This is a genomic window from Streptococcus anginosus (assembly GCF_900636475.1).
Classification (GTDB): domain Bacteria; phylum Bacillota; class Bacilli; order Lactobacillales; family Streptococcaceae; genus Streptococcus; species Streptococcus anginosus.
The window spans coordinates 77,064-101,507 of record NZ_LR134283.1; the positions used below are offsets into that span (position 1 = coordinate 77,064).

Below are 24,444 nucleotides of genomic sequence, written 5' to 3' on the forward strand. Positions count from 1 at the left end.
AAGAAAGGAGAAGAATGAAGGATATACTATCAGAGCTGACTAGAGGTCTTGGAAGCTATAATTCTTCTGTAAATAGTTCAATTAACGCAGTCAATAAATCTTTAATGGTGATTGGTTATATTCTTGTCTCAATTCTATTTTTGATTGAGATGTTATCTTGGTATCGTTTTATTCGGAATCAGGGCGGAGAGATGACCTGGAAACTATTTTTAGAAGTAGCAGTCAAATACTTTATTGCTTATTTTTTGGTGGCTCAATCAGGAGCTGTTCTCAACGCTATCTTATGGTTTACCAATGTCATTACGAAGTTGATTAGCGTTGATTTGAGTGGAAATGATTTATTTGAATTTGAAGCTTTGAAAAAAGGAGCCTATGGAATTAGAACGGGTCTTAACTTCTTAGCATATCTAATTGGTGCAGCTGCTACAATGTCTATAAAAGTTATGGTGCTACTACGATTTATTGAATTGTATTTTTACAGAGCTATAGCCCCGATCATTGTGGCCTTTTGGATGGGAGATGATACGAGACCGATTGCCAAAAATTTCTTGAAAACCTTTGGAGCGATTGCACTTCAAGGAGCTGTTATTGTTCTGCTATTGGTCATTTGGCAAGGATTCAAAGTTGATACAGCTATACAATTAGATAAAAATGGCTGGTTAGGAACTTACGCACCAGCTATTAGCTACATAGGCAAGTGCATTGTCTTTTTAATTCTATTGTTTGGCTCTCAACGCAAAGCCAAGCAGTTGTTACAAGTATCTTAAGGAGGGGACTATGGTTCATCAAAGACAGGAATACCAATATTTTCAAGAAAAAATCAGTCATCTAGAAAGTGAGGTGATCCGTTTGTCTCCCTATGAATCTGACTGTCGACGATTGAGGGATGTTATAGCGTCCAGTCTATTACAAGGACAGTTAACATTAAGTGAATTGCCACAAGCTATTCGTTTAATACAAGATGATGATCTTTTTTACACTTATGCTTGGCGGTTTGTGGAAGCTAAGGGAGATTGCCAATCTGGTATCATCATCTTAAAAATGCTTCGAGACGATTTGAACTATCTATTTTCAATTGGAAAAATGTCACAAAAACAGTATTCTCAATGGCTGGAGAAGTGGCTAAGTTTTTTAGAACGTGGTAGAATAGCTTTTAAAGGAGAGAAAGACTTTGAGCGCTATTTTCAAGACCAAAAAGAAGCTAGCCGAAGCTTATTCAATGATTACGGCTTATGATAAACAGCTAAGAGCTCTAAAAAGAGAAAATAAAGCTTTGAAAAGGCAATTATCCTACTTTGAAGAGTTCAATCAGAATGACCGAAAGCTACTATATTGTCAGGCTGTAAAAGGCATCTATATGTTTGCGAGTGTGTCTTATTCTCTTGATCATCTAAAACGGATTAATCGTTTGGAGTTTAAGGTAAATGACACCTTTAAGCATAGTCGTAAAGACCGATTGAATTTCTTAAACGTGGAAGCTTATTATAGTGATGAAGGGGATCATAAACTGGGGACATTGAACCATCTAGTGATTAGAGATTTTGTCATAAGGATCCCTAATAAAGGATATGGTAGTTTTTTGTTACGGGAGGCACTTTATCATATTAGTCAATTATTTGGAGAAAACGTGAGGATTATAGGTGAGCTATCATTTGTCGATGAAAAAGACCCAGAAAATCATCAACGTAGAGACCATGTTTACCAAAAGTTTGGTTTCGATCTAAAAGACAACAGTATTCATATGAATACGATCCCCTTAGAAATCCTTACTAAGGAGAGAGAAAAGAACAATAAGTGAAAAACAGTTCAATATGAGCTGTTTTTTTAATGGAACATATAGCTAAAAAATAACTAACAGAAAGGAGAGATATGAATAAATTAGGTTCTGAATTTTTCAAAGCGATTGATCAATTTGAACGGGGAATTATCGGAGGAGCGACTTGGCGACAAGTTGTGATGGTGGTAGGAATTGTTTTTGGTGTGTTACTTGCGACTGTTATTTCACTGTTGAAGTTACCAAGCCTCCTATTTTACCTCTCACTAGCTTTAACAGTCCCCCCAGCTTTTGTTTATGGGATTAAGAAAGATGAACAAATCAAAGAAGTGATTACCTTTAAGCTCAAAGTACAAGAGCGAGCTTACCAAACAGAATATGAAAGTGAGGAAAACCATGGTACGTTTATTCCCGAAAAGGGTATCCATGAATGGAACGACTTTAACTAAAGCAGAAAAAGAACGAGCCAAGCAGCTCCAAAAAGCATTAAAAGCCAGTACGCAAAATACCATAAAGTATACGTCTTTATTTGAAGACGGTCTCATGCATATTGTTGATGAAGACTATTCCAAGACCTGGCAATTAGGGGATGCTAATTACATTACAGGAAGTGAGGATGAGAAGCTAGATATTATTGACTATTATGTTGAGGCTCTCAATGGTTTAGACAGCGATAATACCTATCAGTTGACGATTCTCAATCGTCCCGTTCCCTCAACCCTCTTAGATCAGATTACTTATGATTTAGAGGGTGATGATCGCGATATTTTTCGTCAAGAATATAATGCAATGATTCGCTCTCGTTTTGCGACGGATCAGAATAATTTTCAGGTTGAAAAATTTGTGACGGTTTCAACGACTTCTCGAGATCGTAAACAAGCTTACCGAAAGCTAAACGATGTTGCTAATCATTTTTCAAAACAATTCCAAATTGTAGACATCCCTTTTCATGCACTAGATGGAACGAAACGTCTTAATATTTTTGCGGATCTATTACGAGGCAATCCCTATCTCAATGTTGATTATAAAGATGTGAGAATATCTGGTCTTCTAACCAAATCCTTTATCGCTCCTGGTCGTCTTTGGTTTCAACCAGATCAGTTTATGATGGATAAAAAATATTGTAAGATTTTCTTTGCCAGAACGTTTCCAGCTTTTCTGAATGATCGTTTGATTAAATCTCTAACCGATATTGGGATTGAGCTGGCCATTTCTATCCACGCTAAGCCCTATGATGTTGCTGAAGCTGTAAAAAAAGTCAATACCGCTGAAGCAGGGGTTAAGATGGATATGGTAAAGTCTCAGGTTGCTGCAGCACAAAAAGGAGTATCCGGCAATTTAGCTGTATCTAGCGTGGCTCAAGATACAGCAGAAGAAGCTGAAAAATGGAAAACGGAAATCAATGACAATGACCAGAAGATGTTTTCTGGCGTTTTTCTAGTTATGGTAAAGGCAGATACCGCTGAAGAATTAGCGGATTACACCAGCCGAATTAAACAAGCGGGTCGTAAACATGTCATTGAGTTTGAAGAAACTTACTACCATCAAGAAGAAGCCTTGAATAGCCTGTTACCTATTGGGAAGACATATATTGACGTTAAACGTCGCTTTATGCGAGATATGACGACAACCAATATCGCAACGCAGATTCCTTTTACCAATACAGACCTCCAATCTCACAGCCCTCTAGCGAACTATTACGGTCAGAATCAAATTTCCAATAACATTATTACCCTTGACCGTCAACGAGACCTAGAAACTGCTTCAGGTGTGATTTTAGGATCTTCTGGTTCTGGGAAATCTGTCTTTGTCAAAACAAACGAGATTATTCCAGCGATTCTAAGGTTTCCTAATGACCGTGTAATTATTGTTGATCCCGAAGAAGAGTATGCAGATATTGGACGGGCTTTTGGGGCTCAAATTATTGATATTTATCCAGGAACCAAGACACACTTTAACCTGATGGATATTCCAAATCTTGATAAACTTCGTAAGGAAGATAAAGACTTTGTTGGTCAAAAATCATCTCTTATCATGGGTCTCTTTGAAAATATCCTTCAGGAAGTGACCGATGATGATGTATCACTGATTGACCGTGTGACTCACCTTTGTTATGAACAAATTACTGACAGAACCCCAACCTTGAAAGATTGGCATGATATCCTCCTTGAACAACCTGAAGAGGAAGCACAAAGCCTAGCTCTAAAATCGGAATCCTACACTAAAGGATCTCAAGATATTTTTGCTTATGAAACCAATGTCGATTTGAATAACCAAGTCGTTATCTTTAATTTAAAGAAATTGTCAGGTAAACTAAAACCTTTTGCTCTTATGGTCATTCAGGATTATATCTGGCAACATGTCGTTGATCATAAAGATGAGTTTGTGACGCGGGTTTACTTTGATGAAATGCAAAATCAATTCGAAACAGATGATCAAGCTGCTTTCTTTACGAATATGTATGCTCGTATCCGTAAATATGGCTCTATTCCAACAGGAATCACTCAAAATGTGGAAACCTTGCTCTCTCGTAAAGAAGGGCGTAACCTACTCTATAATAGTGAATTTATTGTTCTCTTAAAGCAAAAGAAAACAACCATTCCTTATTTACTAAAGACCATCAATCTAACGGATGCCCTCATTCGCTATATTGAAAAACCCAAGGCTATCGGAACGGGGCTCATTATTGCAGGTTCAACGACAGTACCTTTTGAAAATCCAATTCCTGAAGACACCGAATTATTCCGCTTAGTCGCAACCGATGCTTATAGGAACTTGGAAGACTAATCGCAAAAACTGTTTAAAGAAAGGAGGTAACGGTGGCAGACAAAGATAAAACTCCTAGAAATCGAGTGGTGAGAAATCGCCAAATTAAGGAGACTGTTCAACGGCACAATCAATCTTCCGCAAGAAAGGCACAAAAGGCTGCTAAAGCTGATCTAAAAGAAGCGAATGAAGAGCTGACAAAGGCAAAAGAAGCTTATGAAAAAGCCCAAGAAGCCTTCAAAGCTGGCAAAATTGATGAAGAAGCTCTAGAGAACGCAAAAGTCAAGTTACGGAAAGCTCAAGAAAAGCAGAGAATTGCCAAAAAAGTTAAAAAGAAAGTAAAGAAAACCAACCCGACAATTGGGCAAAAGGCAAGACAGACGGGAAGGAAAATCACGACAAGAGCTGGTCAAGAATTCCTAGAAGCTGGTTTGTCCCAAGATGATACATTAGCCGATATGGTTAGGATCAACCATCAAGTCAGACAAACCCATGTTACGGCTAGACAGGCTGGAAAAGCAACTGGAAAGGGGGCTAAACTAGCCTATCGAGGAGCTAAGGGAACAGTTAAAATAGGTGTAAAAGGAACGAAATATACCTATAGAAAAGCAAGAAAAGGCACGCTGAAAGCTACTCAGGCGACAGCTAGGACGGCGTCTAAAGTAGCGCAGTCACTGGTCAGTGTTACTAAGGTAGCTATTAGTGCAGTCACTGGTTTAATAGCTAACCCTATTACGTGGATTGTGGCAGGCATTATGGGACTGTTATTATTTCTAATCATTTTGATTTCTTCTATCTTTTCGAGTAATATTGTCCAACAAAACGAGTTTACCCTCAATCAGTCCTGGCTTCATATTTCAAAAGTAGACCGTCAGAAGTCTTCTGATAAGGTGGATTATTATACAGACATTGATTCCATCTTGCTCTATATGAATTATCGCTACGGTGGTGAGTGGGAGCCTGATGCCAAATGGAATGATGGTTTTGGTGGGAAGGTTACGGGCGCTTTAGGCTTTAATCACTTCTCAGATGCTTTAGATGATATTTGGAAGGAAGAAAACCAAGATATTGATAACTTAAAAACCATGGCTGAACTCTATACCAAGGGAAAAGAGTGGATCAAATTATCTAAGGATGATTTAGAGGAATACAAGGAGATTCTTGATAGCCAAGCCGACACAGGAAAATATTTAGCCTACCAAGAATTGGCAAATCCTTTTTATTCATCTTCTGATGAGAAAGCAGAGACAGAGTACCTAACGGTCACAAAACGTTATGGTTATACCACTAAAGAGACAATTGATCCGACAACGACTCTCCAAGCGAAAACCGGTCAAAAACTTTATGCAGTGATGGATGGTAAGATTACCATTACCACAAAAGACCTTAAAGGGGAAGAGACAAAGATAACAAATTTGATTATTGAAGGTAAAGAAGCTCGCTTTATTTATTACAATGTTTCAAATATACGAGTGAAAACAGATGATCCTGTAAGATCAGGGCAAGAATTAGCGACTGTTTCAGGAAATACTCAGAAAATTGCTTATGCTAAGAAATATGGGGTGGTAGATGATAAGGACTCTAGTTGGTTAAAGGACATTAGAGATAAGGATGTCTCCTACGGTTATACTCAAAAAACAAAGAAAGGGAAGACAAATGTCTGGATACTCGTTAATCCAGGTTTTTATTTTCCTTTTGTCAAGTATGCTGAGACGACCATTGTCACGCAAAATTCTTCTGAAATGAGCGGGCGAGCAAAACAATTCTATGACCTCGTGAAAAAATATCTTCCCAATGCGACAGATAATGGAATTGCGGCGATTGCAGGATGTTTTGGAGTGGAATCTAGCATCAATCCCAAACGAGCGGAAGGCGACTATTTGAGTCCTCCAGTTGGGGCTTCGAGTAGATCTTGGGACGATGAGAGTTGGCTGACTATAGGAGGACCAGCCATTTATGGTGGTGGCTATCCTAATATTATTCATCGAGGGTTGGGACTGGGACAGTTTACAGATACTTCAGACGGCGCAAATCGGAATACTTTGTTACGTGAGTTTGCGAAAAGTAGAGGTAAAAAATGGTATAGCTTAGATCTGCAGGTTGAATTTATGCTGGAAGGAGATAACCCCTATTACATTAATATTTTTAAGCGAATCGCAACTAGCAATGGAGATATAGATAATCTGACATCAGAGTTCTTAGCTAAGTGGGAAGGTGTCCCAGGCAATAAATTGGCACAACGTCAAGCCATTGCGAAACAAGCTCTTGCTTGGTTCAAGCAACCTAATCTAGCAGGTGGTGGAGCTTTGGCTTCTTCTTGGAACTTTCCTGAAGAATACCGCTCAAAAGTAGAAAATCCACCGACACAACGAGCAATGACAACACAGGCAGGTTCGGGTTACTCCGTAGGTCAGTGTACCTGGTATGCTTATAATCGTTTAGTCGAGTTAGGTTCCATCACCGACTTATCAGGAGTCTATGGTTATTTAGGAAATGGACAAGATTGGGTTGGCTCTTTAGTGGCTAAAGGTTGGCGTTTTAGTACAGTACCTATCAAGGGAGCAGTTGTTTCTACAGCGGGTGGATTTGATGGAACCTTTGCTTTGTTTGGTCATGTTGGGATTGTCGAAGCCGTTAATGCGGATGGCTCATTTTTAGTATCTGAATGCAATTATGCGGGAAGACAAGATGCAATACATTTTAGAGTCTGTCAACCGGCACCCTACTATACATTTGCCGTATCGAAATGAAATAAAGAAAGGAAATAAAATATGATAGATATTGTTAAAGTGATGTGGGTTAAACGGCTAATGAGTATTCTTGTTCTTATTCTCGTTTTTTTCTTAGGACTTGGATTTGGACAAATGGGCAAGTCTTCTCAAACTGAAAATAAACCCACGAAAAATACTACACAAAAAGCAAGCACAGAAAAAGAATTGACACAAAAACAGGTCAAAGAGTTCTTAGTGGCCTACTATACGAAGAAAGACTTGGAAGAAAATCGTAACCGATACAAGGATTATATGACAGAAGGACTTTATAATGCGACTGTTTCTGAAGAAAATAAAGCGCAAAATCAAGCCTACAAAGGCTATGTGGTTAATTACGAGTTTCAAGATGCTCAAATCTATATTGACAAGATTAACCATCGGGTAATCACTAAAATCACTTATACCAATGATTTACTCAAGAAGAAAGATAGTACTGAAGGAGCACAGGTTGGGGTGACTAATCATACAACTCTTCAACTAGACTATACCAAGGTCAATGGTAAGTACCTAGTTAACCATATGAGTACTCTACTCATAACAGACTCGTCAAATCCGTCAGCGACAAAAGATGCTTATGGAGCGATTGCCCCTTCAGAATCAACGAATGAATAATAAAAAAGGAGATATCAATGATGAATCAAGATTACGGAAATCAAGAGGCACCTTCAAAAGGACGTCGTCAAAAAACGACGCAAGAACGCCTACAAGATAAATTAAAACAACTGGCTAAGACGACAGAGAACTTTGAAGCCCTTCAAAAACGTATTAAAGCATTAAAAGATGAGATTGCTATCCTGGAAAGTAAACGCCAACAAGAAATCATGAAGGAATACGGCGTGGATTTAAAAGATCTGGAAGCAATTTTAGCCACTCACAAAGATGAGTTAGGAGGTGAGGGGTAATGTTTCGCATCCAAAATCAAGCAAGTGGAAAGGAACAGGATTTTCCTAATCGTGAGGCCTTATTAATTGGTTTAGAAGGTGAGGAAAATCGCTGCTTACAACTTAATATGACAGCTACTTTCCATATTTTTCATTATGGCCGACCAGAAGAGATCTTGGAATCAATGGAAGTGACTATTCCGTCTGCCGGCGGTCAAGATGTCAAGGAACTTTTAGGAGACTTTGGCTTGAAGAAAGAAGAAAGCAAACCCTTCTGGCAACATTTAAAAGGGACAAAAAAATCCGAAACAATTGGAGATAAGTCAAAATATAGGAATTCCCCAAGACTGCTAAAAGGCCTTATTTGGTTGTTACCACTGATATTATCCTTGTTTAGCCTTTATTTGTCTTCTAAAACACTTCAGTTAATTAAAACACAACCACAAGAGAAGCAAGTTCAAACCAAACAGGTAGTTATGGATCAAAAAGCAGATGTTTTTTGTCGCTATTTCATTAGTAGCTATTTTTCAAATGCGGATAGTCGTACTGATTTTTTATCAAAGAATATCGTTCCTACTGACATTAAAACAGACAAAGCTACTCCAGTTAGTGTTCTTTTAGAAAGTCAACATGTAAATAGTAAGACAACGATTGTTACTTATGTGATTAGCCTACGCTATGAAGATCAGAAGATTTCTAGTAAGCGATTAATGTTGACGGTAAAAAAAGATAAGACCGCAAAATATAGTTATTTGGTCGTCAAAACTCCTCAGCTAACCCAATATCCTTAATACAGAAAGGGAGGAATGAACATAATGGAACAAGAACGTGTGATGGAAAAAGGCTCTCGAGTTACCTTGGAAACAGGAAAACACTTATTTCAATTTTTTGCTTATACCTTAGAACAAATAGCTAAAAAATATGACGAACGTAAACAAATGGGGGAACAGTCCTGGAAAGAGTTTAATCAAAGTCCACATTCTAAAATGTTTAGGGAATTTGAAGAGTCTGAAATCAATTTTGATAAGTTGAAAAGGGAACTGAACAAATCAGGCGTTCGTTTTCACTTCAAAGATAATAAAGATGGAACAAAGCAAATTTGGTTTGAAGCCATCAATGAAGAAGTTGTTGCAGCTGCGTTACAGAAGACAGTTAAAGAGATTGTCACAGATCCTAAAGCAGCTAAAGACAAGTATATGAAAAAATCAAATGAATTGACTCCTAAACAACAAATTGACAAAATTAAACAATCAACGAAATCTACTGGAGAGGCAGTCCAAAATAAGACGAAAGGAAAGAGTATCTAATGCAAGTTCAAAAGAAACCTTTTTTCCCTTATCTGTTATTAAGTCTGGTCTTAGCTTTTGCGACTCATCGTTGTTACGTCCTATATAGTGTAGCTCCAGAACCTGATATGACAAACCTCTTTAGTCAATATACCTATGTTTTTAAGAACTTTTTTGTTTCACCATACCTTTATTTTGATATCAGCCCACTAGCTCTATTCTCGGCTCTAGTGGGCTTTTTTATTGGAATGTTGTTTTATCTGAAGGTTAAATTGGGTGGTAATTATAGACATGGTGAAGAATCCGGATCTGCTCGTTTTGCGACTGCTCAAGAATTACAAGGCTTTCAGGATAAAAAGTTATCTAACAACATGATCTTTTCTAAACAAGCTATGATGGGACTCTTTAATAAGTTGCTGCCGTTTGAGTGGCAGCTCAATAAAAACGTTTTGGTCGTAGGTCTTCCTGGAGATGGGAAGACTTTTACTTTTGTAAAGCCTAATCTCATGCAGATGAATAGTAGCTTTATCGTAACAGACCCAAAAGGTGTCCTAGTTCGAGAAGTGGGGACGATGTTGGAGGAAAACGGATATCAAATCAAAGTTTTTGACCTCGTTAATTTAACCAATTCGGACATGTTTAATCCTTTTAAATACATGACTTCAGAATTAGATATTGACCGTATTACAGAAGCCCTTGTTGAGGGGACGAAAAGGGGAGATCGTGAAGGTGAAGACTTCTGGCTTCAAGCAAAACTGCTTCTCAATCGTGCTTTACTTGGCTATCTCTATTTTGATAGTCAAGTGAGAGGTTATGAGCCAAATTTATCAATGGTTGCGGACTTGCTTAGAAACTTGAAGCGTCCCAATGAGAAAAAAGCTAGTCCTGTTGAAAAGCTTTTTAAACAACTTGAAAAGGCGATGCCTGGTAACTATGCTTGTCGTCAATGGGAACTATTTAACAGTAACTTTGAAGCAGAGACAAGAACGAGTGTTTTAGCTATTGTAGCGACGCAATACTCTATTTTCGATCATGAAGCGGTAACCAACCTCATTAAAAGCGATACCATGAACATGGATACATGGAATACAGAAAAGACAGCTGTTTTTGTGGCGATTTCAGAAACTAATAAAGCTTACAGCTTCTTAGTTTCCACTTTTTTTACAGTTGTTTTTGACCAATTAACTCATCAAGTGGATGCCATTATTCAAGGTCAAAAGAAAGGCTATGGACCTGAAAATTTGTTGCATGTCCAGTTTATCTTTGATGAGTTTGCTAACTGTGGGAAAATCCCTCATTTTAATGAGGTGTTATCTTCTATCCGGAGTCGTGAGATGTCCATCAAGATTATTATCCAAGCGATTAGTCAGTTGGATAGTCTCTACGGGTTACCTGCCAGAAAGTCAATTGTCAATAATTGTGCGACCCTGCTATTTCTGGGGACTAACGATGAAGATACTATGAAGTATTTTTCAATGCGAGCTGGGAAACAAACCATCATCCAAACCAGCTATTCTGAACAAAGAGGGCAACGAGTTTCAGGAACGACGAGTCGACAATCTCATCAACGGGATTTGATGACACCAGATGAAATTGCACGTATTGGAGTGGATGAAGCCCTTGTTTTTATCACAAAACAAAATGTTTTTCGCGATAAAAAAGCTAGGGTTACTGATCACCCTATGAAAGATCGTTTGGCAAATCATTATAAAGATGACACCTGGTATGACTACAAACGCTTTATGGAGGATGGTGCTGAATTTATCGATGCGGTTATGACAGGAAAAATCAAAGAAAAACAGGTTTGGGCGCCAGATATGGCTAACTACCAAGCCTTTGTGGAATCAAATGGCTTTAATAATCAGTTTTCTAAAGTGCCAGAGAGCCCCGTTTATGAACAAGTCCCCGTAACAGTACCCGAAATTACCTCTGAGGATCAATCTCAGACACTATCAACTGGTGAAAATCAGTTCAAAATTGTAGATATGGAAACAGAGGAAATCTTTGAATTGCCTCCCGAAGATAGATCGGATACTTTTGGAGAAGTGTCCTTGAATGATGAACGTCTGGATGTGTAAACAAATTTTTTTAAGTTTTTAATAGAAAGGAAAACAGATGACACAAACACAAGATTTGATTTCTAAGCGTTTTGAAGAACGTATTCAAAAATTAGTTAATATGGATATCATGGCAGTAGGCGAAGCTTTAGGGATGTCTCTAAAGCCATCATCAGGAGGTACTTATTATTGGGAGGAACATGACAGTTTTAAAATTTATCCCAAAACAAATAGTTTTCGTTGGTGGTCACGAGGGATTGGTTCGAATACCATTAATTTAGTTGAAACCGTCCAAGAAGAACTAACTGGACGAAAGCCTTCTTTTAAAGAGGTAGTCACCTTCTTAGAAACAGGTCAATTTGAGCATGTAACAGTACAACCACAGGTATATGAACCATTTCAATATTATTTGGAACCTTATGAACACAAGGAATTTAATCTAGGTAGACAGTACCTCAGAGAGGAACGTGGTTTATCTGATGAAACGATTGACACTTTCTTAGCGGCTGGCAATCTAGCACAAGCCACACGAAAAAAAGGGGACTATTTTGAACCAGTCATCGTCTTTAAGAGCCGTAATGATGATGGCTCCTTGGTTGGGGCAAGCCTGCAGGGGATTATTGAAAATAAAGTACAACATCCAGAGAGAGGACGACTCAAGCAAATTATGAAAAACTCAGATGGATTAGCAGGTTTTCACTTAGATATCGGCACCCCAAAGCGTCTTGTCTTTGCGGAAGCCCCTATTGATCTCATGAGTTATTATGAGCTGCATAAGGATAACTTAGAAGATGTCCGTCTTGTGGCTATGGAAGGGCTGAAAAAAGGCGTTATCAGCCGTTATACGGTAGATTTATTGTCAGATGGTCAATACTCACAAACGATGTCACGAGACCAAATTAGAAGGGCTCTAGATGCCTTAAATCAGACGACAGGACTATTGAAAGACTCTCCTAACTTGATCACTCTGGCTGTAGATAACGACGAGGCGGGGCTACGCTTTATTAAAGGACTAAAAGATGATGGAATCCCTATTACGGTAGATATTCCCCCACGTAAAGATAATCAAGATAAGATGGATTGGAATGATTACTTGAAGGAAAGCAAAGAAAAAGCAGGAGAAAAACAGATGGCAGAAGAAAATAGTCGTAAGGAGTTTCAGGCTCCTTTTTTTAGTACAGAAATATTGGATAAATATGTTGAAGAAGTTGCTCAACATTATACAGAGGATATTGAAACAGCAGAGTACCTCTTTCCAGATGGTCGCCTAGTTAGTTCTTGGGACTATGGAATGAGAGGAGATGACCATAGAGCCATTCGGAACTACTTCGATGTAATGGGGCGACCAGAGTTAGATATTTTGAATGACCATCCAAAGGATTTCTGGAATTTGGTTCATAACGGTATAGGAGTCGTTCGTCTCGTACCAGAGACCCAGACGGCTTTACTCTTAGAAGGTCAAGCACTAACCACTATCCAGAGAGAAATACTTCAAAGCAGTTCATTAAAGACAGAAGTATATCAAGAAGGTCAAGCGATTACCGCAACTTATCTGAAAAGACTTGGAGTTTCGTCAGAAGAAAAGGACATTGATGAAGCTAATCAAAAATCTCTGGAACCTTTTTCAGATGCACAAAAAGAACATATTCGTGAGTTTTTCAAAACAAGAATTTCAGATGTTAAGACTGACTATATCTATTTACCTAATGGTCAAGAAGATATAGCTTACTATCTAGACGGGTATTTATTTGCGAATCATTATGCGGAATTGGATATGCTATCCCCATCAAAGCAAGTAGATGCCTTAATAAACCGACTAGTTTCTGAGGATGGGCAAAAATTTGATCATGTGGCTTTGGGATTTGATATTGAGCGGATTGACCAAAAATTTCTTGAAGAAAATCTTGGATATAATCCAGATACTCCTATTGAGGAATATCGTCATTCAGAAAAAAATATTGATCGTGTGGCAGAAAAAGAGGAGCAAGAGTTCCAAACTAAATTTGATAGACGCTCATTTGCAGAGATGATAGGTCTTATGCAAAAATACAGTCCTGAAGAGGTCTTAAATGAATCAAATAGCCATCACGATGACGTACGTTATCAATCGTTGCTCATTGACCTTGGGAAAGTTAATACGGATCCGATGTATCGCTTCATTGAACACTATATAAACCGTGATATTGACAGAGAAGCCTTGAGTCAATTTTCTGTTCAGGATTTTATTACTATTGCTCAAGAAAAAGGTCTACTGAACGAAGAGCCTTCAGTCAAACCGTGGAAAGCCATCACAGTCACTCAGCCAGTTAACAGTTATACTGTTTTTACTGATAAACTCTCAAAAGAGTTTGACAATGTTTCAGATCTATACCAATTTGTAAATAAAAAACTGAAGCGTTCGCAACGTCGAGAACTGTCTTCTTTGTTGTCCGAATCTGGCCGAGGAACACCGTTAGATATCCTGATGGCAATTGATTCTGTAGCAAATGTAGAAGTGAATGGGCAGAGTATCCTAAGTCTTTTTCCTAATGATATTAACGAAGAAGCCACAGAAATTTACCTTAGATCATCTGCAGAAATTGAAGAAACTGCTTCCATGGAGCTTTTACCAGCTGCAAAAGAAAAAGCTCCTGAACCAATTCAGAAGCATGAAAAAAAGGATAGGAGCAAAATTAGTTTGGGTTCTTTAGAGGCCGAACCTCAAGGCAGTGCCGTACCCGCATCGAAAGATACCTTTGAGCAAGCTGTTACCAGCCACCCGACTGTCTCCTATCCTTTATTACAGTTTAGCACAAGAGATGCTTTTGTGTCAACTATTAGAGAGGGTTACCATGTGGCAACAGAGGAAGACATTCGGAACCTTAATTACTATGCTCCTAGTTTGCAACAGACGGCGAATTGGTATCGAGACAATCTTGCTGATCGTCAAGTGACCTATATGTTGAAAGGGAATGAAGGAATCAAGGCTCTTCAGGTCTCTTTTGCTAAAGATAAATTTGCACACTTGACAGGTATTCGACCAATTGGCAAAGGGTTATCTGCTGAAAAATTACTGGATGATTTTTCAGAAGGACGAGGAGATTATTCTAATATCACCTTGTCAAATGGTTTTAATGATAAGATTCAAGTTTTGCCAATGATCCAAGAACTCTCACAATCTAAGTCGTTTATTTTTTCTGACTTAGAAGACGTTCAAAAGATGCAGAAATTAAAAGCGAGCCATGCTATTCAATCCAATAACCGGAGTCTAGTCGTGGCGTTAAAGACGATTGATGACGTGACCTTCCCTTCCTCTTTGTTACGAGGAAAGAAAAATTTAACGGCTGAATTGATTGAAAAGGCTCAAGAAAATGAAGTCTTAGGTGTTCTAAGTGAAAAGGATGGATTTGTTAGAATCCTTTCGGTTAACGACCGTTATATCACGGATGGAGGGCAGGAATTAAAAGCGATGATAGAAAATAAAGAGCTGGAACCTATTCAGACGGAAACGTTGCAGCGAAATGTAAGATCAAAGGATTCAGATGGTGATGGTTTAACTGATGATGAGGAAATAGCGCTTGGCACGAATCCTTATAGTCCTGATAGTGATGGCGATGGCATCTCAGATAGTATTGAAAAAGCAAGTGGCACTGATCCGACAAATCCTTCTGACAATATGATGACACGTGAGAAAGAAATTATCCAGCATGATCTTGATTTATCACAGATGATAAAGAATAAAGATATAGCAGCACTTAATAATCACTTACAAGAAGGGATTAAGGAGTATTTTGACAGTGATACCTACAAATCTTATTTAGAAGGCATATCTCACTTTAACAACTACTCCTATCGTAACATTCAATTGATCAAAGCACAATTCCCCAAAGCAACACTGGTTGCTTCTGGTCGGGAGTGGCAAAAGCGAAATGGTTGGATTAAAAAACGCGAAAAAGCTCTTTATATCCAGGCGCCTGTTGTTGTTACCCGTAAAGATTCTAAGGGTAAACCAATTGTTAATCCTGAAACGGGAGAAAAAGAAACATTTACTTATTTCAAACCTGTGCCCGTCTTTGATGTTAGTCAGGTTGTGGCACAAAAAGGTAAAGAGTTAGAACTACCAAAAGCGTTAGGATTGATTCCTGAACAGCTAGATAAGGCGTATTATCAAAACGTATATCGGAGTTTGCGTGATATTTCGCAAAGTAACAATATTCCTATTCGTTTTAGAGAGTTAGGGCAAGAGGACGGCTTTTATAATCGTGAGACAAATGAGATTGTGATTAAGAAGGGGATGTCATATGAACGAACACTATCTACTTTGATTCATGAGATGGCACATTCAGAATTACACAATGACAAGAGTTTAACCGAACGTTTTGCAGGCAAGTTAAGCCGAAGCTCGAAAGAACTTCAAGCGGAGTCAATTGCTTATGTGGTTTCGCATCACTTGGGGTTTGATACAAGTCAAGAATCATTTGGGTACTTGGCGAGTTGGTCGCAGGCAAAGGATGGGCTAGATAATTTGACGGCTCAATTGGAAATCGTTCAGGAGGAAGCTCGTTCTTTGATGAACCGTATTGACGAGCGCTTGGGTCAGTATCAGGCTGTGACGTTAATACAAGATACTAAAGAAGCGACTAATAAGGAAGTACAAAAGAAGACACATCCGTTTTATCAGAGTTTGGCATCTGTTAAGAAGGAGGATACTAGAGAAGAAACAAAGAGGAAAGAAACAAACGTAAAAAAAGATCAACGACCTACGATGCTGTAGTACAACGTAGGTCATCGCAAAAAACATTTGGAGGACAACGAGATGATAACGAAAAATATGATGGATGCAACTGAGATTGTTTTGATGCCTTACTTTTTTGACCTTAATGCTTGGCTTGGAGGGCGAAAAGTTGTTGATCAGAAAGTCGCTAACATGACAAGAATGGAAATGCTAAAGGAGATCAAAAAAGATTTTCCTGTGTTTGATGATGACGGTAAAGAAGACTATTCAGAAGTTCTATCGGATGTTGTTGCGACTTTGTCTGAAATGACTGACGATGATTTCCAGAAGTTTAAGTTAGAACTTTTAGAATGGGAACCTGCGACAGAGTAAGCAGGTATCGTAAATAGTAAGTATACATTTTTTAAAATGTGCACTTTTTGTTTGGTGTTATTTTTCAAAAATGCACAAATATCCAAAGTGTCATATTGAGAAAATGCAAGGTCGTAGAAGTTACAAAATGCAAAAGTGCACGAAGTGCCCAAAAGGGGATTGGGGATTTCCCCAAATTGTAAAAAGGCTTAAGTTTATTTGTGAAGATTTCACAAATAAACTTAGTGACCTTTTTATTTTCGCATGTGTCCGGACACATGCTAATCTCGCCAGAGAACAAGTTTACTCCCTTTAGGAAAGGTTTGTCAAACTATAAATAGCAGCTATTTTTGGTAGCTACTTGTATCCAAATTGAGAAAGGAAGAAAAATGAGCATACCCCAAAAGAAAAGAACACGAGTTAATAGATTTGAACTACGGACGACTGATGAAGAGGCGGAGAAATTACGTCGCCGGATAACGCAGGCAAATCTAAAGACTTTTCAAGCATATGCTTTGAAAATGTTACTCAATGGAAACATTGTCACCTACGATTATTCAGAGCTGCATCAGTTGCGAATGGAAATTAATCGGATTGGTCAAAATATCAATCAGCTGGTTCGCTATGTCAATACCTTTGAAGAGTTAGATGGTGATTTGTTACAAGTTCTTCAATCTGACATTAAGGAAATGAAACAATTGATTACAAGTGAATTTAAGACGAAAGGACAGGCACGATCAAATGGTAGTAACCAAAGTTATCCAAATCAAAAGTAGTAAAAACCTCAAACGGGCAATTAACTATATCACACGAGATGATGCGACGCTAATTCATGATAATGGAAGTCAGAAAGAAGAGGATGTATTTTCTTATGAGTTGGTCAATAATCAGGTCATGAAACGTTTAGTCGCTGGTCATCATTTAACAGACATCTCAGATGTAGATATGATCTACGAAGATTTCATTCTATTAAAACAGTCTGTTGATGCTTTTTACGATAATGAGGTTTTGTCGGATTTAAAAAATGATAATCGTGTATTAGCACATCATGTCATCCAATCCTTTTCGCCGGAAGATCATCTCACACCAGAACAAGTGAACGAAATTGGTCGAAAGACAGCTTTAGAATTAACGGGAGGTCATTATCAATTTGTCATTGCCACACACGTTGATAAAGGACATCTACACAATCATATCATTTTCAATACGACAAATGAGGTTACTTTGAAAAAGTTCCGCTGGCAAAAAAATACTGCTCGCAATCTTTTCCAAATTTCCAATAAACATGCAGAAGTGTATGGAGCTAAAATCTTAAAACCTAAAATGAGAAATTCTTATACAGACTATTCTGCTTGGCGACGAAAAAATAATTTTCGTGTTGAGATTAAAGAACGATTGGATTTTCTCATGAAGCACTCTTTGGATCAAAAAGACTTTTTTCAAAAAGCGAGAGCTTTGGATTTGAGGATTGACACAAGTGGAAAATATGTTACCTATCAATTAACCGACCAACCCCAACAACGTCCCGTCCGAGACCGAACACTTTCTAAAAAAGGAAAGTACAGTTTAGAAAAATTGCAAGAACGTTTTGCAACTAATGAAGTGGTTTATAATTTAGAAAATGTCAAGGATAGATATGAGGAAGAAAAAATCAAAAAGGAAGAGGATTTTGAACTGAAAATCACAATTGAGCCGTGGCAGATTACACACTTGACTGCAACATCAATTCATATTCCCATTACATTTGGATTAGATCGCAAAGGTACCGTTTCAATCCCTTCTCGAATGCTGGATCAAAATGATAATGGTAGCTTTACTGCATATTTGAAGAGAAATGATTTTTTCTATTTTTTAAACGCAGACCATTCAGAACAAAACCGTTTCATCAAAGGAACAACTTTGATAAAACAGTTAGCTGCTCAAAATGGCGAGTTGATTTTGACAAAAAATAAGAATATCTCAAAGTTAGATCGTTTGGTGGAAGAGTTTAATTTCTTAGCGATTAACCAAGTTTCTAATTTCAAGCAGTTTGAAATTCTAGAAGGACAGTTTTTAGCTCAGTTGTCTGAAACGGATCAGACACTAGAGAGCCTGGATAACAAAATCGTTTATTTGAATAAACTATTAGGAGCTTTATTAGATTATCAAAATGAGCTTGTCCCATCTCAAGTATCATTGCACCTTTTAGATACTTCTAAAATTAATAAAGAGATGGCTCCGGACAGTCTTCGAAAAGAAATCAAAGAGCTCCAAATCGAACGCTCAACATTGCAAGAACATAGAGATCGTATTGTAACAGACTATGATTTTGCGAATGAGATGAAACAGCGTTATAATGCAAACAGGAAACAGTCGCAAACTCGCTTATAATCATTGCCTTTGTAAAAGGAGAATAATTTTCAGAAAATATTTTCAAAAACAGTTAAATTTTATAAAATAAAGTATGGTTAGATTTGATGAAAGAACTTTTATGGATGAGATGGCACGACTACGTGAGAAAGAATTTCTTAAACGTGTCAAAGCATATGACGATAGTGTTGCAACTAACATGATACAACATGGTTATAAACGAGTAGATAGCAGTGAGCGAACCGTGCTCTTTACTTTTGGAGAAATGACCTTCTCACGAAACAGATGGCGAAAAGGGAAAAAGACGCGTTATCCCGTCGATGAGTGGTTGGGATTAAAACCCTATATACGCTATTCTCCCGAACTTATTCTTCACATGGCTAAGCACGCTTCCAAATTGTCCTATCGGGAAGTTTGTCGAACGATTCAGACAGCTTATGATTTGCTCGTGACAAAGGATGCTGTCTTAAAAGCAGTTAAAGTAGCTGGTCGTCTTTTTTCAGAGAGGGAACAATATCGCTTTTTGCTCGAAAAAGAGCAACCGCAAAAAATCCAAGCAGACAAAATCTACTTGGAAGGGGATGGCGTGATGGTGAAAACAACCTCTGGTGGTGACGAACGTCACAATACCGATTTGGCTCATTTTCTCGTCCATACAGGGACTAAAAAGGTAGGTAAAAACCGTTATATCCTACAAAATAAACATGAAATCATTCATACAAACTATGAGACGGCTAGAGAAGAGCTACTGGATTATCTCTATAACCACTTTGAAATTACGGATAAAACGATTCTGATTACTAATTCAGATAACGGAAAGGGCTATACCAAACGAGTCTTTCAAGAAATTAAGAAGTCTTTAGGGATTAAACATCATGAACATTTTTGGGATGCTTACCACCTAAATGAACAACTTGAAACCTTCCTAAAGCCTTACCCTTATTCCTTGCAAGTGCTAGCTTTTAAGGCTATTCAGACATATCAAAAACCTCTCCTTCAGTCAGTATTTGATACTGTAGAGTCACTTATTCAAAGCGATGAGGAGTATGATCGGTTTCATACTTTCCGTCAAAAACTTTTTAACCATTTCAAAGAAACAAAACCACCCAAATTAAGAGGCTTATCCTCACAAGGGATTGGTGTTATGGAAAGTCAGCACAGGAAGGTTACATATAGGATGAAGCACCGAGGGATGTATTGGTCAGTAAAGGGGGCTTGTGCTATGGCTAAGATGATTCTCTTAGAACGAATGGATCAGCTAGAGGAGTTGTTTTTTGGAGATTGGCGAAGAGAATATCAGTATTATCAAGGAAATAGATTGAGTGCTGGTAGTCTGGTTAACCATTATCCCCATAAAGCCGTCATTAGGAAAAAAGGATATTTTGGTAAGTTATAGTTATAATTAGGGATACATAAGAACCGCTAAAAAAAGGGATTTTTAGGGTCTTTTTGTCGTACTTTCTCTTGCTTTTTTGTGTAATCTATGGTACAATATATTTATTAAAAACGAAAAAGGTGTAGAAGCGTGAACTTCTACACCACCGATTAAGACAAAACGGAACTTTGCTTAATCAGTCAAACAGTATTGTACCATACAAAGAACAATATCGTCAAGACTGGAGCAGAGAAAAAACTTTGTTTCAGTTTTTTTCTGACAAAAACCTAATGTTTTCTTAGGTTATAAGGGTTAGTTAGACTTTCCCAAAAATTTAGACACAAACTATTGTATAAAAACGCTTTACAAAATAAAAATATATGATATAATTAAAGGGTCAAATAAATGCAAACGTTTTCGTAAAATGTTTGCGGAAATTTTATAAGGAGATATGAATGATGAAAGAGACATTCAAAAACATATTTAGTTTCGAATTTTGGCAAAAATTCGGAAAAGCTCTGATGGTCGTTATCGCAGTAATGCCTGCGGCTGGTTTGATGATCAGTATTGGTAAGTCTATTCCAATGATCAATCCAAATGTAGCTGCTCTTGTTACAACAGGTGGTATTCTTGAGCAAATTGGTTGGGGAGTTATCGGAAACCTTCACATTTTGTTTGCATTAGCTATTGGAGGTAGCTGGGCAAAAGAACGTGCTGGTGGTGCATTTGCGGCCGGACTTTCATTTATTTTAATTAACCGTATTACAGGGGTCTTTTTTGGAGTAACTTCAGACCTTCTTACAAAACAAGGAGCTACTGTAAAAACTGTCTTTGGTGGAACCATTAAGGTGGCTGATTATTTTGTAAGTGTACTTGAAGCTCCTGCCCTTAATATGGGGGTGTTTGTTGGTATCATTGCCGGTTTTGTTGGAGCAACTGCTTACAACAAATATTATAATTACCGTAAATTACCAGATGCGCTTTCATTCTTTAATGGTAAACGGTTTGTGCCATTCGTTGTTATTTTGCGTTCTACAATTGTGGCTTTGATTCTTGCAGTATTTTGGCCAGTTGTTCAAACTGGAATCAACAATTTTGGTATTTGGATTGCTAACTCTCAAAAGACAGCTCCAATTCTCGCACCATTCTTGTTTGGTACTTTAGAACGTCTTCTTTTACCATTTGGACTTCACCATATGTTGACAATTCCAATCAACTATACTCAATTAGGTGGGACATATGAAGTGTTGACAGGGGCTGCTAAAGGAACGACTGTATTTGGTCAAGATCCATTATGGTTGGCTTGGGTAACAGACCTTGTTAATTTAAAAGGTTCACACGCTGATCAATATCAACATCTTCTAAATAGTATTACTCCAGCTCGTTTTAAAGTTGGGCAAATGATTGGTTCATTTGGTATTTTGATGGGGGTTGCCTTTGCAATTTATCGAAATGTAGATGATGATAAGAAACATAAATACAAAGGGATGATGATTGCAACAGGACTTGCAACTTTCTTAACAGGTGTTACAGAACCAATTGAATACATGTTTATGTTTGTTGCAACACCTCTTTATTTGGTGTATGCTGTTGTGCAAGGGTTAGCCTTTGCTATGGCAGATATTGTTCACTTGCGTATGCACTCATTTGGTTCGATTGAATTCTTGACTCGTACTCCACTTGCAATCAACGCTGGTTTGGGTATGGATATCATTAACTTTATTTGGGTAACAGTTCTCTTTGCAGTTGGAATGTACTTTATTGCCAACTTTATGATTAAGAAATTTAACTACGCAACTCCAGGACGTAATGGTAACTATGAAACAGCTGATGGGGAAGATAGTGATTCATCTGCTCAAGCTGGTGGCAAAGTAGCAGAAGCATCCCAAGCTGTAAATATCATTAACCTTCTTGGCGGACGCGCAAATATCGTTGATGTAGATGCCTGTATGACACGTCTCCGTGTGACTGTCAAAGATGCTGAAAAAGTTGGTACAGAAGAACAATGGAAAGCTGAAGGAGCAATGGGCTTGGTGATGAAAGGCCAAGGTGTTCAAGCCATTTATGGTCCGAAAGCGGATGTTCTGAAATCTGATATTCAAGACTTACTTGACTCAGGTGAAGTGATTCCCGAAACTCTTCCGAGTCAAATGACAGCTTCACAAGCAGCAGAAGTGAGCTACAAAGGTGTAACAGAAGAAATTGAAACGGTTGCTGATGGTGAAGTTATTGCTATCTCTGATGTCAAAGATCCTGTCTTTTCACAAAAAATGATGGGTGACGGATTTGCTGTTGAACCTGAAAATGGAAATATCTACTCACCAGTAGCAGGTACGATTACAAGCATTTTCCCTACAAAACATGCTCTTGGTCTCTTGACTGATAATGGTCTTGAAGTGCTTGTTCATATCGGACTTGATACGGTCAGTCTTGAAGGTAAACCATTTGAAGTGCATGTTGCAGAAGGGCAAAAAGTTGCAGCAGGTGATCTTCTTGTGACAGCTGATTTAGAAGCTATCAAAGCAGCAGGTCGTGAAACTTCAACAGTTGTTGTCTTCACAAATGCACAAGCTATTAAATCTGTAACTGTTGAAACATTCGGCAAAGTAGCAGCGAAAACAGTTGTTGCTAAAGTAGAATTGTAAATAGAAAAGAGAAATCATGGCAAAATTCCTGACTTTAAATACTCATAGTTGGATGGAAGATGAGCAAGAAAAAAAGCTAGATCAACTAGCTGAGCGGATTCTTCAAGAAAAATATGATGTCATTTGCCTGCAGGAAGTCAATCAAGAAATGGAGTCTGAACAGGTTGTTCAGGCTCCATTTTATCATGCGGTAGATGGCGCCATTGCGATTCATAAAGACCACTTTGCGCATTGTCTCGTGGAGAGATTGATAGAGAAAGGTCTTATTTATCATTGGTCTTGGGCTTATAATCATATTGGTTTTGATCGGTTTCATGAGGGAGTCGCTATTTTATCCTTAAAGCCGTTGAAACCAAGTGAGTTATTGGTTTCAGATGCCAACGATCCAACAGATTATCACACTAGAAAAGTCCTCTTAGCAGAAACAGAAGTTGATGGACGGCTTGTAACGGTGGCTTCCTGTCATCTTTCTTGGTGGGACAAAGGCTTCCAAGAAGAATGGGTACAAGTAGAAAAAGAATTGTTGCAGCGCGATATGCCTCTAGTATTGATGGGAGATTTTAACAATCCCGTCGGTTATGAGGGTTATTGGCACATTCTAAAAAGTCCGCTTGCTCTGCAAGACAGTCATGTTGTTGCGGCTACAGTCATTGGTACAGCAACAGTTGAAGGCGATATTGCCGGCTGGGCTGGAAACAAGGATGCTCTAAAAATTGATTATATCTTTACGAGTAAAGATTTTAACGTTAAAAAATCTGCTGTTGTTTTTGACGGCAAAGCAACACCTGTCGTTAGTGACCATTTTGGGTTAGAAGCAGAAGTTGCATTTTAACAATCAAAAACGGGAAGTTTTATCTTGAACTTCCCGTTTTTGATTGTCATTCTTTAGAGGTGTGGCGTTTTCCAGCATTGATAGCATCGGCTTCAGTCATGGTGACTACTCTGTCAAACCGTGTATTGCGTGGCATATTATCTATACTGTACCAATAAACCTCAGCAGTTCCGTTACGAGCTACATAAACGGTTCGTTCCTGCTGTTGAGCTTCTTGTGCTGCAGCAGCCTCTTGTTGTTGCTGCGCTTGAGCGGCAGCTGCTTCTTCTTGTTTTCGTTTTTCTTCCGCTTGTTTAGCTATTTCTTGTTCTTTTGCTGCTTTTTCTTGCTTAGCTTTTTCCGCTTCCTTTTTCTTCTCTTCCTCAGCGGCCTTCTTCTTCTTTGCCTGTTTCTCTTTTCTACCTATAGCAATATATTGCTCGTTTTCTTTTTTGTAGGAGTCAAACTCATTTTTTAATGCTTTGTAATCTCTAGCAGCTTTTTCATTGCTTTTTGTTAATTTTTGAATCTGTACTTTATATTCTTCTCCATTTTCGCGCTGGTTTCCTTTGGTAGAAAAGGAAACCAACAAAAGAACAATTAAAGCTAGAATAGCAATATTCTTTTTGTCTTTAAAAAAGGCAACAGAAAAAAATCTTTTCAT

The 24,444-nt window shown here is 38.1% G+C and carries 19 protein-coding genes; 18 read left to right on the forward strand and 1 reads right to left on the reverse strand.

What is annotated here, in order from left to right:
* Nucleotides 1–14 precede the first annotated feature (14 nt).
* The 18 genes from EL079_RS00415 to EL079_RS00500 all read left to right on the forward strand — a co-directional run bounded on the left by EL079_RS00415 (nucleotide 15) and on the right by EL079_RS00500 (nucleotide 23,801).
* Nucleotides 15–767 (forward strand): membrane protein, encoded by a 753-nt coding sequence (locus tag EL079_RS00415; protein WP_000651827.1) that lies wholly within the window; start codon nucleotides 15–17, stop codon nucleotides 765–767.
* Between the two features lie 10 nt (nucleotides 768–777).
* Nucleotides 778–1,236 (forward strand): hypothetical protein, encoded by a 459-nt coding sequence (locus EL079_RS00420; RefSeq protein WP_000233592.1) that lies wholly within the window; start codon nucleotides 778–780, stop codon nucleotides 1,234–1,236.
* On the forward strand, nucleotides 1,220–1,798 hold the full coding sequence (locus EL079_RS00425) for a hypothetical protein (RefSeq protein WP_000627003.1): 579 nt from the start codon (nucleotides 1,220–1,222) through the stop codon (nucleotides 1,796–1,798). The genes EL079_RS00420 and EL079_RS00425 overlap by 17 nt, the downstream gene beginning before the upstream one ends.
* A 71-nt stretch (nucleotides 1,799–1,869) precedes the next feature.
* A complete protein-coding gene (locus EL079_RS00430) occupies nucleotides 1,870–2,223 on the forward strand; it encodes a PrgI family mobile element protein (RefSeq protein WP_001037290.1) in 354 nt (117 codons plus the stop codon).
* Nucleotides 2,201–4,561, forward strand: coding sequence for a VirB4-like conjugal transfer ATPase, CD1110 family (locus EL079_RS00435; protein ID WP_001014605.1), 2,361 nt, complete (start codon nucleotides 2,201–2,203; stop codon nucleotides 4,559–4,561). Before EL079_RS00430 ends, EL079_RS00435 begins: the two co-directional genes overlap by 23 nt.
* A gap of 32 nt (nucleotides 4,562–4,593) precedes the next feature.
* On the forward strand, nucleotides 4,594–7,290 hold the full coding sequence (locus EL079_RS00440; protein ID WP_003030354.1) for a phage tail tip lysozyme: 2,697 nt from the start codon (nucleotides 4,594–4,596) through the stop codon (nucleotides 7,288–7,290).
* 21 nt (nucleotides 7,291–7,311) lie between these two features.
* Nucleotides 7,312–7,923 carry an RNA-binding protein gene (locus EL079_RS00445; protein ID WP_003030395.1) on the forward strand — a complete coding sequence of 204 codons (612 nt, stop codon included), beginning with the start codon at nucleotides 7,312–7,314 and terminating at the stop codon, nucleotides 7,921–7,923.
* A gap of 17 nt (nucleotides 7,924–7,940) precedes the next feature.
* Complete coding sequence (locus EL079_RS00450; RefSeq protein ID WP_000981847.1) at nucleotides 7,941–8,213, forward strand: hypothetical protein; 273 nt, start codon at nucleotides 7,941–7,943, stop codon at nucleotides 8,211–8,213.
* Nucleotides 8,213–8,983: a hypothetical protein gene (locus EL079_RS00455; RefSeq protein ID WP_003030379.1), complete on the forward strand. Its 771-nt coding sequence runs from the start codon at nucleotides 8,213–8,215 to the stop codon at nucleotides 8,981–8,983. The genes EL079_RS00450 and EL079_RS00455 overlap by 1 nt, the downstream gene beginning before the upstream one ends.
* A 24-nt stretch (nucleotides 8,984–9,007) precedes the next feature.
* Nucleotides 9,008–9,499: a DUF3801 domain-containing protein gene (locus EL079_RS00460; RefSeq protein ID WP_000434508.1), complete on the forward strand. Its 492-nt coding sequence runs from the start codon at nucleotides 9,008–9,010 to the stop codon at nucleotides 9,497–9,499.
* Nucleotides 9,499–11,556 carry a VirD4-like conjugal transfer protein, CD1115 family gene (locus tag EL079_RS00465; RefSeq protein WP_003030370.1) on the forward strand — a complete coding sequence of 686 codons (2,058 nt, stop codon included), beginning with the start codon at nucleotides 9,499–9,501 and terminating at the stop codon, nucleotides 11,554–11,556. The genes EL079_RS00460 and EL079_RS00465 overlap by 1 nt, the downstream gene beginning before the upstream one ends.
* 37 nt (nucleotides 11,557–11,593) lie before the next feature.
* Nucleotides 11,594–16,288 carry a PBECR4 domain-containing protein gene (locus EL079_RS00470; protein ID WP_003030401.1) on the forward strand — a complete coding sequence of 1,565 codons (4,695 nt, stop codon included), beginning with the start codon at nucleotides 11,594–11,596 and terminating at the stop codon, nucleotides 16,286–16,288.
* Between the two features lie 42 nt (nucleotides 16,289–16,330).
* Nucleotides 16,331–16,621 carry a hypothetical protein gene (locus tag EL079_RS00475; protein ID WP_003030368.1) on the forward strand — a complete coding sequence of 97 codons (291 nt, stop codon included), beginning with the start codon at nucleotides 16,331–16,333 and terminating at the stop codon, nucleotides 16,619–16,621.
* A gap of 368 nt (nucleotides 16,622–16,989) precedes the next feature.
* Entirely contained in the window at nucleotides 16,990–17,376 is a 387-nt protein-coding gene (locus EL079_RS00480; RefSeq protein ID WP_018543571.1) for a plasmid mobilization protein, read from the forward strand.
* Nucleotides 17,342–18,970, forward strand: a complete 1,629-nt coding sequence (locus EL079_RS00485; RefSeq protein ID WP_003030377.1) for a helical hairpin domain-containing protein — start codon at nucleotides 17,342–17,344, stop codon at nucleotides 18,968–18,970. Before EL079_RS00480 ends, EL079_RS00485 begins: the two co-directional genes overlap by 35 nt.
* Before the next feature lie 73 nt (nucleotides 18,971–19,043).
* A complete protein-coding gene (locus EL079_RS00490) occupies nucleotides 19,044–20,345 on the forward strand; it encodes an ISLre2 family transposase (RefSeq protein ID WP_428696083.1) in 1,302 nt (433 codons plus the stop codon).
* Between the two features lie 434 nt (nucleotides 20,346–20,779).
* Nucleotides 20,780–22,969 carry a PTS transporter subunit IIBC gene (locus EL079_RS00495; protein ID WP_003031589.1) on the forward strand — a complete coding sequence of 730 codons (2,190 nt, stop codon included), beginning with the start codon at nucleotides 20,780–20,782 and terminating at the stop codon, nucleotides 22,967–22,969.
* A gap of 16 nt (nucleotides 22,970–22,985) precedes the next feature.
* Nucleotides 22,986–23,801: an endonuclease/exonuclease/phosphatase family protein gene (locus EL079_RS00500; protein WP_003031598.1), complete on the forward strand. Its 816-nt coding sequence runs from the start codon at nucleotides 22,986–22,988 to the stop codon at nucleotides 23,799–23,801.
* A gap of 46 nt (nucleotides 23,802–23,847) precedes the next feature.
* Here the strand turns inward: EL079_RS00500 and EL079_RS00505 are convergent, their stop codons facing one another.
* Nucleotides 23,848–24,444, reverse strand: coding sequence for a hypothetical protein (locus EL079_RS00505; protein ID WP_003031654.1), 597 nt, complete (start codon nucleotides 24,442–24,444; stop codon nucleotides 23,848–23,850).